At 31.8% G+C, this 15,881-nt stretch carries 12 protein-coding genes; 6 read left to right on the forward strand and 6 right to left on the reverse strand.

What is annotated here, in order from left to right:
- Positions 1-96 precede the first annotated feature (96 nt).
- The 5 genes from OD803_RS12950 to OD803_RS12970 form a co-directional block, all read right to left on the reverse strand.
- A complete protein-coding gene (locus OD803_RS12950; protein ID WP_262733737.1) occupies positions 97-2,061 on the reverse strand; it encodes a putative porin in 1,965 nt (654 codons plus the stop codon).
- Between the two features lie 114 nt (positions 2,062-2,175).
- A complete protein-coding gene (locus OD803_RS12955; RefSeq protein WP_129761001.1) occupies positions 2,176-3,027 on the reverse strand; it encodes a hypothetical protein in 852 nt (283 codons plus the stop codon).
- A 22-nt stretch (positions 3,028-3,049) separates the two neighbouring features.
- On the reverse strand, positions 3,050-3,865 hold the full coding sequence (locus OD803_RS12960; RefSeq protein WP_262733739.1) for a DUF4843 domain-containing protein: 816 nt from the start codon (positions 3,863-3,865) through the stop codon (positions 3,050-3,052).
- A 17-nt stretch (positions 3,866-3,882) separates the two neighbouring features.
- On the reverse strand, positions 3,883-5,301 hold the full coding sequence (locus OD803_RS12965; RefSeq protein ID WP_262733740.1) for a RagB/SusD family nutrient uptake outer membrane protein: 1,419 nt from the start codon (positions 5,299-5,301) through the stop codon (positions 3,883-3,885).
- Positions 5,302-5,313: 12 nt separating this feature from the next.
- Complete coding sequence (locus tag OD803_RS12970) at positions 5,314-8,349, reverse strand: SusC/RagA family TonB-linked outer membrane protein (protein ID WP_129761004.1); 3,036 nt, start codon at positions 8,347-8,349, stop codon at positions 5,314-5,316.
- 198 nt (positions 8,350-8,547) lie between these two features.
- Between OD803_RS12970 and OD803_RS12975 the strand changes: the two genes are divergently transcribed.
- The 6 genes from OD803_RS12975 to OD803_RS12995 all read left to right on the forward strand — a co-directional run bounded on the left by OD803_RS12975 (position 8,548) and on the right by OD803_RS12995 (position 15,174).
- Positions 8,548-9,150, forward strand: coding sequence for a ribonuclease HII (locus OD803_RS12975; RefSeq protein WP_262733742.1), 603 nt, complete (start codon positions 8,548-8,550; stop codon positions 9,148-9,150).
- A 27-nt stretch (positions 9,151-9,177) separates the two neighbouring features.
- Positions 9,178-11,616, forward strand: coding sequence for a ribonuclease HII (locus tag OD803_RS12980; protein WP_262733743.1), 2,439 nt, complete (start codon positions 9,178-9,180; stop codon positions 11,614-11,616).
- Positions 11,617-11,874: 258 nt separating this feature from the next.
- Positions 11,875-12,924: a nucleoid-associated protein gene (locus OD803_RS12985; RefSeq protein WP_129761007.1), complete on the forward strand. Its 1,050-nt coding sequence runs from the start codon at positions 11,875-11,877 to the stop codon at positions 12,922-12,924.
- Between the two features lie 123 nt (positions 12,925-13,047).
- Positions 13,048-13,557, forward strand: coding sequence for an STM3941 family protein (locus OD803_RS14685; protein ID WP_442899863.1), 510 nt, complete (start codon positions 13,048-13,050; stop codon positions 13,555-13,557).
- A 123-nt stretch (positions 13,558-13,680) separates the two neighbouring features.
- Positions 13,681-14,556, forward strand: coding sequence for a hypothetical protein (locus tag OD803_RS12990; RefSeq protein WP_262733744.1), 876 nt, complete (start codon positions 13,681-13,683; stop codon positions 14,554-14,556).
- A gap of 267 nt (positions 14,557-14,823) precedes the next feature.
- Complete coding sequence (locus OD803_RS12995) at positions 14,824-15,174, forward strand: hypothetical protein (RefSeq protein ID WP_262733746.1); 351 nt, start codon at positions 14,824-14,826, stop codon at positions 15,172-15,174.
- Here the strand turns inward: OD803_RS12995 and lipB are convergent.
- On the reverse strand, positions 15,171-15,881 hold the full coding sequence (lipB, locus tag OD803_RS13000) for a lipoyl(octanoyl) transferase LipB (protein WP_262733748.1): 711 nt from the start codon (positions 15,879-15,881) through the stop codon (positions 15,171-15,173). The genes OD803_RS12995 and lipB overlap by 4 nt on opposite strands.

Below are 15,881 nucleotides of genomic sequence, written 5' to 3' on the forward strand. Positions count from 1 at the left end.
CTTTAAACATATATATACATACACTTAAAACACACAAAATAACTCTACACTATTAATCACTATTAACTATATGTATAGTATAGGTGTAATAAAAGTTTATAAAAAGAAGTTCCACACAACACCAAATCTTACTGTGAAGTCTCGGTATGGATAATTGGGAGCCGAGTAATAATTATAACCTGTCCAAGCTGAGTTAAAATGTTCTGCTTTTAAATAGATTCTTGTTTGACGAACTTTTGCATTGATAAAAAAGTCTAGCCTCGGAAAGTTTCCTATTTTAGTATTGTTTTGAACGTAAAATTCAGCAAGTACTGGATCGTAAGCATTCATATTATATTCGGAGAAATAATTAAATATGACTCCTGTTTGTAAATAGAGTGCTTTTTTAAAGAAGTGATTAGAATAGTATAATGTATTCCTAGTTATTATTTTTGGTACATTTAATATGTTTTCTCCATTTAGTACTTCTTGATACATGATGGTGTTGTCTAATGCAAATTTCCCATACTTAATTTCTTTATTAAGTTTTAATCTAAAATAATTAATTGAGGAATTAGCTTGATATGGTTTTACAAACGTAGTGTCAGTTTCTTTTTGAAAATAGGTGTAATTATCAATTATAGTATAATCAAAAGAAAGGTTTGCAATTTTTTTAGACTGTAATTGAAAAGCTATTTGTTGTGTATTAATATTTTTAAATAAGCTAGTGTTATCCCAATTATAGTTTAAATAGTCGCTTTGGTATAATTGAAAGTTATAATTTGGTGCTCTAGAACTTGAATTGAATGTTGCTAAAGCTTTAGTATTGTCATTAATTTTATAGGAGGCTTTAGCTTTAAAAAAGTTTCCCTCAAAATCTCCAGAAACGTTAACCCCTAGTTCTCCTTCTATACTAAACTTGTTGAAAGATTTATTATATGCTCCTCCTACAGATAAAACATCTCCCTTTATTCTATTAGTGATACTATTGTCATCTAAAAACACAACTGTATCATATCCATAGTTAAAATTATTGTAATCGAGATTTAATCTTAAATGACCAATATCTTTATTATGATAACTTGCATAAAACCTATTGTAGAAATCTTCTAAAGTTACTTTGTCATTAATACTACTGCTTAAAAAAGCGTCACCAAAATAATCGTTTTGGGTAGTTTGTGTAAATTGGTAATATTTATCTTCAAAAGAAATATTGTTACCGATTATTAGGGTATTATTAGCTAATGAGTCTTGAGCTTTGGTGATTTGGTATTGGTGCTCTAGATGAAACCTCTTACCTTCTAGTATGCTTTCAGCATTTTCAAAATTTGGATCAAATACAGAACGGTCTAAAAACTCTTCATCTCCAGTTTCAAAATTTACTAAGTCTTCATCTTGCAAACCTCCATTTTCTTGGTTCATTAAATCTTGCATGACAATGTGAGCTCTAACCTTGTATCTTCTATTTTTTGTAGTGTAATTGGTAGTAAACCTAAAATTACCAGTACTTGTTAATATGTGCTGGTATTTTCCTAACGAACGAAGTCCTTTGTATGCAATAGAAAAATTTAGTTGTTCAGAAGTATTAACTGTAAAGAAGGCGTCTAATAGTTGACCTTGTTCAAAAGCAGATTTATAAAGAAGTTCTGTAAAAGGGGTTGGAACGTGATAATAATTAATGTCTTCAATTTGCATATAATTAAAATGTCTTGCTCTTGCTCCAAAAAGAGGCATTGTTCTCTCGGAGTAAAAATTAGAACTTAATGTATTATATGTCTGTCCAAGATTTGAAAAGTTAAGTAACTCAAAGTTATCCTTTCTTAAATAGTTAAACTTATACTCCTTTTTTATTGTTAAACTGGTATCAACAATAGTGGTATCGTTTTCAAAAGATATTATTTTATATAAGTCAATTGTAGCATCTTGGTTCTTTATATTTTTATTTGAAGTACTCTTATTTGAACTTCGCATTGTATCATTGACAACTTGATTTCTCTTTAATGCAGCTTTATCAACAGAAATTTCTTGAGCTAATCCTTTTAAACTAAAAAAAAATAATACAATACAAAGAAGGTTTTTCATATGCTTTTGATATACTTGATGCAAAAGTAAATATTTAAAACGAGAATTATAGGTGAATATTATGTATAAAAAAACCCACTTTAAAAGTGGGTTTTTATAAAATATGATTTGTATTTACTGCTTAATAAGCTTGATTACAGCTTCATAATTAGTAGCACAACCAGAATCTGGTTCAAAATCTAAAATATTTACAGTTACTTCAGAATCGTCTGCAGAATCATATGTTCCTGGTGTAGAACCTGTAGATTGACCGATACTACCATTACCACAACCTAATGTACCATTACCTGGTTGAATAGTTCCAGAAACAAATACATTACCACATATTAAGTCTAATGTCATGAAATAAGGAGAGTCGAAAGATCCTGGAGCGTATACATAATTAAATGTACGCGTGTTAGCATCTGCAGTTATGTCAACTATTTGATTACCTCCAAAAGCAGAACCGATACCAAAAGGAGCCGTTCCTGATATTTGTTGCATCATGTAAGAACCAGTTAAGAAATCAGAATCTACTGGACATGATCTAAAAATTGACAAATTGAATTGACTTCTAGCTAAAACACTAGTTTCCTCAACACTGTCTAGATTAAGCTTTAATGAGCTACCCGCTAAAGTAGTTCCTGCATAAATACCTGTTACAGTAAAAGTTCCTACAACAGAACCTGCTGGAATTACTAGGTTACTAAGATTAATGCTATAGTCTACACCACTTTGAGCTGTTGATGAAGGATCTACAGAAACTACATATGATCTATCTGTTGCTTGAGCTTCAGATATACCTACTGTAACTGTGTATACTGCAGGAGCCTCTTCTTCAACTAAAAGTGTTCCACTATTTCCTGGCACAAAATATGCTACAGGAGTTCTATTATCTAAATAGCTTGTATCATCATCTGTACTATCACAAGATACAAACCCAATAAATGTTAATAGAACTAAACTTATTTTTAATATTTTCTTCATAATAATAGTGTTAAATTAAATGTTATTGAGGAGTATAAACTGAAACTCCATTTTCTCCATAACCTGTACAATACCAAGATAATGTAATCACACCTGTTCCTGAATCAACAGAATTAGTTCCACCATCTAATGGAATAATATCACCCCATGGATCAGTTTGACCTTCCCAACTTATATTTCCACAGAAATCTGTAAAAACTAATGTGTTATCTGCCGCATCTGTTCCATATGCACCAGCATAAGGACCTTCGCTATACAATCCACCAGAGAAATCAGATACAGAATAAACACCAGCATCAACTTCAGTAATATCAGCATCTATTGTACTTGGATTATAATCTGGTAAAAAGTCATGATAACCGTAAGTAGTAGTTACAGAATAAGAACCTGATAAATCAGACTCACATTGCTTAAAGATATCTAAGCTATAAGAATTACTAAAACCTGCTACTTCAGCATTTTCAGAATCTAAGTTTAATATTAAACGTGTTCCGTCAGGATCTGCACCATCATAAAGACCTTCTATAACTAATGAACCAGAGTACTCTCCAGCAGCAATAGTAATTGAGTTAGTCACTAAATTGAAATCAACACCTTCTTGTGCAGTTGATTCTGCATCAACAGATACAGAGAAAGATCGTGCAGCATCACTCAAATTAGTTGCAACTAATACAACTTCTTTAGTTGCTCCAGCAGTTGGAACTAATAATGAAGAAGTAGTTGCTCCATCAAAATATACAATACTGTTACCAGTATATTGGTGTACGTTATCATCTTCATCACATGATACTAATACCATTGACAAAAGAATGACTGATAAATAAAATATTTTTTTCATTGTTTTGATTTTTATAATTAGTATCCTGGGTTTTGCTCCATGTTAGGATTTACATCAATTTCACTTTTTGGAATAGGTAATTGAAATCTGTGATCAGAAGCAGTAAGTGTTAAGAATAATGGAGGTGTTCCTGTTCCATCAAAAAACTCACCAGCATTAGTTCTGTTGATAGGTAAACCTTGTCTCTTAACGTCAAAGAAACGGTGACCTTCAAAAGCTAACTCAAGTCTTCTTTCTAACTGAATAGCATCTTTAAGTGCTTGTCCAGTTTCTCCACCACTAACAAAACCAGCATATCTGTTAGATCTTACTAAATCTAATGCAGCCAAAGCAGCACCATCTTGTCCTGTCATTGACGCTAAAGCTTCTGCTTTGTTTAATTGAACTTCAGCAGCTCTAATTACCTTAGAGTCTACTACACCTGAACCAGTGTTAACAGAGCTAGATAAATACTTTGCTACGTGGTTGTAAATTCCAGTAGAACCAAATGGACTAGTATCAATATAAGCAAATCTACGGATGTCAGATGGCTGATATAAGTTGTTTAATCCAAATTCAACAACGTACTCAGAATAAATTCCGTCAGTTAATGTTTGACTGTATGGTACTCCTGTTGACACATTAGTATCAGCATCGAAGTTTTTTAATTCAAAAAGCACACCGTCATCACTTGAATCATCCCAAATACTTGGAAAGTTTGCAGTTGTACTAACACTTGCAGTAACTTGATTAGCTGCAGTTACAACATCTGGCATATTTCCTGCATATAAATGAACTCTAGATAATAATCCATATACAGCATTTCTGTTAAATCTTTCAATACCATTTTCAGAGCTAATTTGATTAGCTGCTGTTTGTAAATCAGTTATGATATTATCATAAACTTCGCTAACTGTATTTCTAGCCGGTGTTTGACGAATATCAGAACTAGTTAAGTAAGGCATACCTAAAGCGCTCCCTGCATCAGCAGATTGTGTTGGTATTTTACCAAATAAATTACATAGGTTAAAATGAGATAATGCTCTACCAGCTAAAGCTTGTGCCCTAATATTATTTTTTTGACTTCCTTCTTCAAGTCTGTCAATATTTTCTAAAATAAAATTAGCTTGTTGAATCACTCTGTATGCTTGAGCCATAAAAGCTCCTTGTGTAGCATTTGCATTATATCTCCACTCGTATGTTACTCTTTGAGTTTGTCTCCCATCTGGGTTATAAATCAAATTGTCTGTTAATACGTCTGGAAAAGACATAAAGTTAGCTCCATAATAGTTTGCTGACTCCATTTGAGTATACATACCATTAATGGCGTTCTCAAAATCAGCTGGTGTTACAAGAGCAACCTCTGCACCTGTAGAACCATAAGGATTCAAATCTAATCTTTCATCGCAAGAGAAAAAGATTAAACTTAATGTTAACAAATAAATATATTTTTTCATATCAAATATTTTTTAAAATTTTAAATCGATTCCTAAAGATAGGTTTCTTGTTGTAGGGTAACTGTAAAGTGAGAACTCCCCAGGAATTACATTAGTTCCTTGTGTTTCACCTGAACCAATACCAACTTCTGGATCACCTTTATAGTGAGGTGCATATGTCCATAAGTTAGTTCCAGAAACATAAATTCTTAAAGCATCGATTGACATTTTTTCTGTGAACTTACTAGGAAGATTATATCCTAACTGTAAACTTCTTAATCTAATGTAATCACCTTTTTGTAAAAATCTATCAGATGTTTGATTAGTGTCATTATTTGGTCTAGGAAGTACGTTAGTATCACCAGGAGTTGTCCAATAGTTAAATGCATCTACTCTTTGGTTTGAATTAGCATTATCACCATCACTTAACATATTCATTTCCATTAAGTTATAAATATAGTTACCTTGCTTGAAATAAAAGTTAGCAGATAAATCCCATCCTTTATAATCTAAAGTTGTGCTAATGCTTCCGTCTAATTCTGCAAATGGAGACTTACCAGACAATGCTACTTCATTACCTGCAGCTTCATTAGTAATATTACCATCAGTATCATAATATAAAGCATCACCATTTGCTGGATTCACTCCTGCATATCTAGGAATGTAGAATGTGTTAACTTCTTCTCCAACTCTAAGAATTGTGTAATAGTTAGAAGTAGTAAATAAATCCTCACCTGTGTTAGTTAACTTAGTAACTTCATTATCATAAAGGTTTAAGTTACCAGATACTGTCCATCTAAAGTCTTGGTTACGGATAATATCAGCTGATAATTCAAATTCCCAACCTTTATTAACCATTTCACCAAGGTTACCTGTAACTGCATATCCACCAGTTGTAAACGGTAATTGCTCGTTAAGTAATAATTCAGAAGTCGTTCTGTTATAATAATCGATTAAACCTCTTACTCTGTTTTTAAATAAACCAAACTCAACACCTACACCGTAGTTAAAGTTCTCCTCCCAACTTAAGTTAGGATCACCAATGTTAAAAGGAACAATACCATTAAGTCCATTGTTATAAGCTACAGGACCATAAGTGGTAATTGAAGCATAACGTCCAATTTGGTCGTTACCAGAAGTACCAGCTGATGCTCTTAACTTTAAGTTGCTTATTATGTCGTTATTTGCTAAAAACTCTTCGTTTGAGATATTCCAAGCAACACTACCACTGAAGAATGTACCGTATTTTGTATTCTTACCAAATCGAGATGAACCATCTCGTCTAATAGTACCTGTAACGATATATCTATCATCGTAGTTATAATCAACGTTTCCTGCAACAGAGAATATTGAGTACTCTGAACGTGCTCCAGCTACTGCAAAAGGAGTTGCTGCTGCATCTAAAACAGATGGTCCTCCTACAGTGAACCCTTGTCCATTAGCAGAATAAGATCTGAAGTTATTAGCAATATATTCAGTTAATGCAGTAACTTCTAAATTGTGTACTTCATTAAATGTATTGTTATACGTTAACTTGTTTAACCAAGTATATGTGAAGTCAAAGCTTCCATTATCAGTTTTACTACCTGTAGGAACTCCTCCGTTAACAATTAAATCTAAAACAGATCCTGGTTGTAAGTAGTTTTCTCTTCTATATTGTTCGTAAACACCTGAACCTTGAGTTCTAAATGTTAAGTTATCATGTAATCTTAAATCTAAGAATAAGTTACCAATCACACGATTGTAGAATCTTGAAGATATATTTTGAGTAAGCTCAGCAAGAACAGGATAACCTGCAGAAGTTGCGTTAAACTGTGGCTGACCGTTAGCATCTAAAATTAAATTACCTGCATCATCCTGTACATATACAGTTTCATAAGGATTGTAATCATAAATAGCTCTAAATGGGTTTTGAACGTTATTTCTATCTCTTGGATCTGTAGTCTCAATAGATGAGAAAGATAAACTTGTTCCAATTGTTGCCCACTCTTTAGCATCATAGTCAACGTTTAAACGACCAGAAAGTCTGTTGTAAGCGTCTAAAGTTTCAATAATACCAGTATCTTCATCATATCCTAATGAGAAGAAATATCTAGTTTTATCTTCTCCACCTTGTGCAGAAAAACTAATAGATTGTACAACACCATCTTGTAATAAATCATCTTCCCAGTTGTGCCCTAAAGCAACTAAGCGATTATACTCTGCATCAGAACTAATAGAAGAACCTTCACCTACGTTTAAACCGTAAGCTCCTAATTCTCTTTCATACTGAAGTTTTTGAGCCGCATTCATCATTTCAAAATTGTCTTTAAGTCTTCTGTTAAATCCAATTCTTGAGTTAATTCTAAAAACAGCATCTTTGTCTTTACCACCTCTTTTAGTTGTGATAAGTACAACACCATTACCACCACGAGCACCATAAATAGATGTAGAAGCAGCATCTTTAAGAACACTGATACTTTCAATCTCGTTAGGGTTAATAGCATTTACATCTTCTTCGTTAATCTGAGCACCATCCACAATATATAATGGTTGGTTACCAGCGTTAATTGATCCAATACCACGAACACGTATAAATGCCGTTTGACCAGGCTTACCGTTCTGAGCTGTTACTTGAACACCAGATGCCTGACCCTGAAGCATATTATCAATACTTACAGAAGGTGCAATTCTTTCAAGGTCTTCAGAAGTTACGTTTGATACTGCTGAAGTTAATTGATCTCTAGATTTTGTATTGAAACCTACAACAACAACTTCTTGTAATACCGCAACATCTTCTTCCATTGATAAATTAATAGTATTACTTGCTCCTACTTTTAATTCGGTAGTTTTCATACTTACAAAAGAAAAGACTAAAGTTTCTCCAACATTAGCTTGAATAGAATAATTTCCATCAAAATCTGTTTGAACTCCTCTAGTAGTTCCTTTTACAATTACATTTACACCAGGCAATGGCAAGCCATCTGCTGCTGATGTAACTGTTCCAGTGATAGTCTTCTCTTGTGCAAAAGAAAACTGCATCACAAACGCCATAAATAGCGTCATTAACCATGTTAACTTTAATTTCATAAAACAATTATTTGAGTTAGTCTAGCGCAAACATCTTAATAATATATTAAATATCCAAGTGTTTCTCATAAAAAAATGTTAACAAAACCACCATGAAACTTAATGTTTTAGCAATTTTAACATTTACATTAAGTTTTTAGCATTTTTAATTTTTATTTGATTTCTTTCTAATGTTTTATTTTTAACAAAAATTTACTTTTGAGTCTTATACACACCTTTTCAAAACATACTCTTGAATGTGGAACTGACGAAGCAGGCAGAGGCTGTCTAGCTGGTCCTGTTACAGCTGCTGCTGTTATACTTCCTAAATCATTTAAAAACTCATTACTTAACGATTCTAAACAGCTATCTCACAAAAATCGTTTTAAACTTAAGTCTATTATAGAACAAGAAGCTCTTGCTTTATGCTATACTCATGTTTGGCAAGATGAGATTGATAAAATCAATATATTAAATGCGTCTATTTTAGCAATGCACAAATCTATTGAAGGACTAAGTGTTGAACCTGAATTTATAATTGTTGATGGTAACAAGTTTAAACCTTATAATAGTATTCCTCATGAAACCATTATAAAAGGAGATAGTAAATACCTTAGTATTGCAGCTGCTTCGATAATTGCTAAAACCGAAAGAGATTTGTACATGAAGCAAATACATGAAGAATTCCCTCAATACAATTGGGCACAAAACAAAGGATACCCAACAAAACAACATAGAGAAGCTTTAAAAAAATATGGTATAACAAAGTACCATAGAACCTCGTTTAGATTATTACCTGAACAATTAAAATTAGACTTATAACTTTTTATATTTGCAAAAACCCTCTTAATGAAACACCTATTTGCATTTTTTATATTTGCTGTATTATTTTCAAGTTGTGACAACAACAGTAATAAAGCAAAGAAACTTGTTGATCTTATTCCTAGCAATGCTACTCTTGTTATAAAATCTAAAAACATTGAAGGTTTAAAAAGCGGACTAAAAAGCAATACGTTAATTGATAAGCTCTCAAGTTATTCTGAATTTAAAAATTTAGAGCAAAACTTCAAACCGCTGGATTATTTCAATCCAAACAGCGATGTTTTAATTTGCCTTAATAAAGATGCTAACGATAGTTTAGAATTTTCTGTTATTAGCAGATTTCATAAAGATATTTTTAAAACCGACTCTATTCCGAATATAATTTCAGAAACGGTTTCATCAAAAACTAAATCTATAACTAAGTCTACTATTAACAATAAGATTATTTACAGCACAATTGTTGATAGTATTTTTATTGCATCCAACAGACTTAAGACTTTAGAGTCCTCTATTGAAAACAACAATACTGTTGATGACGAGTTTAGAAAAATTTACTCAACAACCGACAACTCTAAAACCTTTTCAATAATTTCAAAATCTAAAGGGCAACACTACTTCCCTAAAGCTTTTCTTTCTGACTCCTTAAACAATTTACAGTTTAGCAATTATTTAATGCTGGATGTTGATGTGTTGCAAGACGATATTTTAAGCAACGGAATTACAAAAGCAACCGACTCATCACAAAGCTTAATAAACAGTTTTAAAGGCACATTTCCCCAAGAAAATTTGATTAGTAAAATCAGTCCAAAAGATACTGATGCTTTTGTGAGTTACACATTTAATGATATTAAAATTTTTAAAGAGAATTTAGATAAATTCTACCCTAAAGATTCCACTGAAATTGAAACCGAAATTTTTGACAATATTATAGAGGTTGGCACACTATATTCTAACAACAAAACAGCTGTGTTTTTCAACTCGTTGGACCCAACTACAACTGCTGCTAATTTAGATACATCTAATCCTATTGAAACCTTCAGAGACATTGATGTTTACGAGTTTAAATCACCAGAATTAATCAGCGATTATTTCTCGCCTTTAATCACCAATTCTTCAGCTTCAAATTATTTGAAAATTGAGGACTTTTTTGTGTTTTCAAATGACATTGATTTTTTAAAAGAAATCATTTCAAATTATCAAAATAACACTACGCTTTTTGAACAAGATCATTACAGTCGTATTATGCAAAATTTAAGTGACGAAGCTTCTATTTTAATTTACGGAAATGCTTCAAGACTTAACACTGTTTTAAACACCAATTTTTCAGAAGAAAAAACCCTAGACTTATCAGGTTATCAATCGTCTGCAATTCAATACATCTATGATACTGATTTTGCGCATGTAAACGCTATTATTAAAAAGCATAAAGCAAAGCGTATTTCCAATAGTATTTCTGAAGAAACCACGATTACTTTAGAAGATGATTTACTTACCAATCCACAATTAGTTACCAACCATACCAACAATCAAAAAGACATTGTTGTACAAGATGTAAAAAACAATCTTTACCTCATTTCTAACGATGGTAAAATTTATTGGAAAAAGCAGCTTGAAGGAAAAATACTTGGTCCTATTGAGCAAATTGATAGCTATAAAAACGGTAGACTTCAACTGGTATTTGCTACTTCAAACAGAGTTTATGTTTTAGATAGAAATGGTAAAGACGTTTCTGGTTTTCCGTTGAAGTTTAATGATCAAATAACGCAACCGCTTTCAGTATTTGACTATGATAAAAAGAAAAACTACCGTTTGCTGGTTACGCAAGGTAAATCGCTTTTAATGTATGATAAAGACGGAAAAATAGTTAAAGGCTTTACGTATAAAAAAGCACCAAGCACTATCAATACACAACCGCAACATTTTAGAATTGGAAACAAAGATTATATTGTCTTTTCGCAAGGCAAAAAACTCGAAATCCTAGACAGAACAGGAAAAACAAGAGTTAAAGCAAGTACTGATATCGATTTTTCAAACAACAACATTTACCTATACAACAACAAGTTTACCACTACAACAAACAATGGTGTTTTAGTACAAATTGACCAAAACGGTAAATTTAGTAGTGCCAATCTTAACTTAAAAGAAAACCATAAGCTTACCACAACCAGTAAGACCTTAGTTACTTTGTCTGAAAATAAACTAGACATAAAATCTAAAACGGTTGAGCTAGATTATGGCGAATACACTGAACCACAAATTTTCTACATTTACGATAAGATTTATGTCACCACTACCGATCTTCAATCCAAGAAAATTTACTTGTTTGACAGTCAAGCAAAGTCCATTGCCAATTTCCCTATTTATGGTAATTCAGCTATTGTATTGGATAATATTGATAAAGACCGAAATCTTGAAGTGGTAACTAAAGGCGACACTAACAGCATTATTTTGTATCAAATCAATTAATTAGCGTCATTTTCTTTGTATATAAAAATCAATTTTGTACTTTTAAAAACGCTATTAATCAATCAATTACAATACATTTTTTTCAAACACCTTTTATTAACTATACAGCGGACAATCCTCATGTAGGTGATGATTTGTTATGAGATTATAGCAACCAAATCTCAAGTCCCTGAGTCTTCATTGCGCCAAAGGAAACTTTGGCGCTTTTTGTTTAAAATAGCTCTAATTTTAGTACTATTGTATCCTTAAAAAAATACTATGATAAAGCGCAACAAAGCATCTATCTCAAAATGCATCTTACATAAAGTCGGTAATAAGTTCAACAGCACAAAAAATGCGTTTTCTGAGCAACTTATAGATTTTGACGAAGTTAGCTACGACCTTATTGTACCTTATCTTTTAAGGCCTTTTACTAGCGTAGCCGAAACCTACAGGTTCAATCATCATTCTAATATTGAGCTTAACGAAATCAACACCTACTCGTCTCAATTACTTAACGATGACAGCAACTTTATTGAAGTATCAAAACACATTGTTACACATTTGTTTGAGCAAAGTAATTCTGCGCAAATAAAAACAGGAGATGTTATTGTGTGCATGCTTCATGATATACAGTATGAAGACTATGTGTGTGACGCTGTTGGTATTTTTAAAATTGAAAACAAAGCGCATTTTTTTCAAACCTATTTAGAAAACAATAGCTACGATATTATTGTACAAAAAGGTATAGCCACCAAAAAGGTTGATAAAGGCTGCATAATACTTAATACTGCTGACACCGAAGGTAAAATTGTACTAAGTGTGGATAACAATAACTACGACACGCAATACTGGATTAAAAGCTTTTTAAACGTTAAATATCCTGACGACTCTAACCAGCATACTAAAAACTATATCGAAATGTGCCGAGAGTTCTCAAAGGATGTAATGCAACCACAGTTTGGAGGTCAAGAGCAAAGTAACTTTTTAGCTAAAACGGTTGACTTTTTTAAGGAAAACGAAATTATAAACGTTGAAACCTTTAAAGAAGATGTCTTTGATGACGAAGATAGAATACAGCTTTTTGAAGACTACAAGAAAACCTATGAAAGTGACCACAACCTTGTACTGAGAAACCAGTTTGATGTCTCTGAAGTCGTACTTAAAAAGCAAAAACAAAAAATAAAAACCGAAATAAAGCTAGACACCAACATACAAATAAAACTAGATGTTGATGCACCTGATGCCTCTGCCGAATATTTAGAAAGAGGCTATGATGAAGCTAAAAAAATGCACTATTACAAAGTGTTTTTTAACGAAGAAGGCTAAGCTTGACTTTGTGAAATTTTTCAGCTAGCTTCATCTAACAGTCTATATAGATTATTAAAACAATCCTTATCTTTATAAAGTTGTGTGTAATTAAAACTCAACTGAAAATGAACAAAATAAAGAATGTATAGAGAATTTAAGTTTAAAAAAGGTAAAGTCTTATTTGGACTGATTTTTTATGTACTACTGCTTTTAATATTCATTTCTTTTTTAATAAATCCTGAAATTTATATTAGGAAAGTTTTTATGACCGAAAGAAGTATTATAATAATTGGGATAATTGGAATTATATATTCATCTTCTGTACTATATTCCTTTATTATACTACTCTCAAGGAAGTATTCCATAAAAATTACGGAGGAATTTTTAATTGACAATTCAAAGTATGAATCATTGGGAAAAATAGAATGGAAAGATATTTCTAAAATACAAAGGTTTAAGAAAAACAATATAGAGTTGACTCTGAATAGAGATATCCTTAAAAATAAAAATTTACTGAAAAGATTTCTGACTTTTATGCATAATTGGAATTACAATAAAAGTATTCTCATTTCAAGCGCTTTAACTGATTGTAACACTGAAGAACTTTTTGTAACAATTTCAGGAGCTTATGAAAGAAATAAATTGAGATGAAAAAACCACACACAATAATGTATAACCGCAATTTATTCATAGCTTATTACAAAGCGCTTTTTCAACAAAGAAAACTAAACATGGCTTTATAAAGTTGTAAGCCATTTGAACAGACCGATAAAAATGAATAAAAACCGAGAATTTTGGTACTTCCTATTACAAGGAACTTTAGACGATAAAACAGGTGTCTATTCGAACTATTATACTTACGGAACACATTGCGGAGATTGCCTATCAAAAGCAATGAAAACAGCAGAAAATGAAGGTGTAATAAAGCCAGTATTAATTGAAACTTGTAGACTAGATGATTTAGAGAGTTTTGAATTACCAGAAAATGCAGTAAAAATTAACTCGGACATTTTTATGCTTCCAACTTTCAGTACTTATGAACTAAAAGGAGAAGAAACGGAATTTACACCACCAACAGGAATTGCATTCGGAACAGACGAAAATGAATATGAAACAGATTTAATAAAGGAATGTTTTGTTGCTTATAACAAAAATGACAACGGAATATTTGAATTTGAACTTGTTGCAGATAATTCTCGACTGATAGAGACTTATTTTAATGCAATTGACTTTTTACCTGCCACAGACGGATTTTGGATTTTTATCCGTGACCATTGGGAAAATGAACAAACAGAACTGTTTGCAGGAAAAGATTTAATTTCAAAAGAAGATATAATCAAATTCTTAAGGTTTAATAATGAATCAACTTTAAAAAACGGATTTATCGACATTGTGGTTCATTCAAAAAAGGGAGAAACAAATTTGACCTTGGATGAACATAAAAAAATTCAACTACACACAAAAGACGAGTCTGTATTCAATGAATTCATTGGAAAAATAGTTGGAATCGGATTTGAACAAACTAGAGATTATTACAACATTGAATTTGGTTATTATCATTGGCATTATCGAACAGATAAAAGTTTGGGTAGAACTGAATTCAAAAAAATGTTGAGAGAACAGAATTTTGAACAAATTAATATAAATTAAAAAAAACGGCTTACAACAATGGCTATAAGTAATTGCTTGTTCTCGCCTACACTTCTAAAAAACACCTTTATATTATTTTCTTAATTAGCAACAAGCAAGTACCCTTTTTAACTTCTATTTCAACCCTAAAAACCACTATTATACTGAAAACATTAGTGTTATATTAACAAAAAATAATAGCGCTTTTTAGTATATTCGTATTTCAAATTGTATATTTTAAGAAATCAATAAAAAACAATAAATAACACTAATTCAATACTTTACATTATGAAATCAATTCTTATTTTAGTTTTAGCACTTTTTTCGTTTAGTATTCAAGCTCAAGACACTGTTAAAGAAGGAGACGTTTTGCTTATTGGTAAAGCTAGTGGCGAAACCTACTCGCATGTAGATTTTCCACGTTTAAACACTTTAGTAAAAAGAGGTAGTGTAGCGTCTTACAAAAATGTAGTTGGTGAATTGGCAGTAGTAGAATCTGTAACTAAAAACAAAGACAACACTGTAAAAATCACTTTGAAATTAAAAAGCGGAAAGAAGTTTTTTAACTACTTAAACTCAGTTTCTGCCGATTATGATAAAGCTATAGCTTCAGGCGAGCTTAAGCAAGCAGCATATTAAACCGAAACCGTATTTAGTTTTGCCTCAAATAGAGTTGAAAAATGTTTTAATAATTTTTCCTTTACTTGAGGCATACTTATACGCTCTACGCCCAACTCTACATTAAGCGACGTTACAGCCTTTCCTCTTATACCACATGGTATAATGTTATCAAAATAGCCTAAATCAGCATTGACGTTAAGTGCAAAACCATGCATAGTTACCCAACGACTCGCTCTTACTCCCATTGCGCAAATTTTTCTTGCAAATGGCGTACCTACATCCAACCAAACACCTGTTTCTCCAGGACTACGCTCTGCTTTTAAACCGTATTCGGCAAGCGTAAGAATAATCATTTCTTCTAGTAATCTCAGGTATTTATGAATATCGGTAAAAAAGTTATCTAAATCCAAAATAGGATAGCCAACAATTTGACCTGGTCCATGATAGGTAATATCTCCTCCTCTGTTTATTTTATAAAACGTAGCTCCTTTGTCTTTTAGCTGCTCCTCGTTTAAAAGCAGGTTAGACATATCACCACTTTTCCCTAAGGTGTACACATGAGGATGCTCTACAAACAAAAAATAATTACTTGTAGGCTCATTAGTAGCTTCTCTTCTATTGCGAATCTTTAGGTCTAAAATGCTTTTAAAAAGCTCTTCTTGGTAATCCCAAGTGTCTTTATAGTCTTTTAAACCTAAGTCTTGTATGTCAATTGTTTTGTTCAA

Origin of the sequence: Gaetbulibacter sp. NE (assembly GCF_025548475.1) — a bacterium.
GTDB classification, from domain to species: domain Bacteria; phylum Bacteroidota; class Bacteroidia; order Flavobacteriales; family Flavobacteriaceae; genus Gaetbulibacter_B; species Gaetbulibacter_B jejuensis.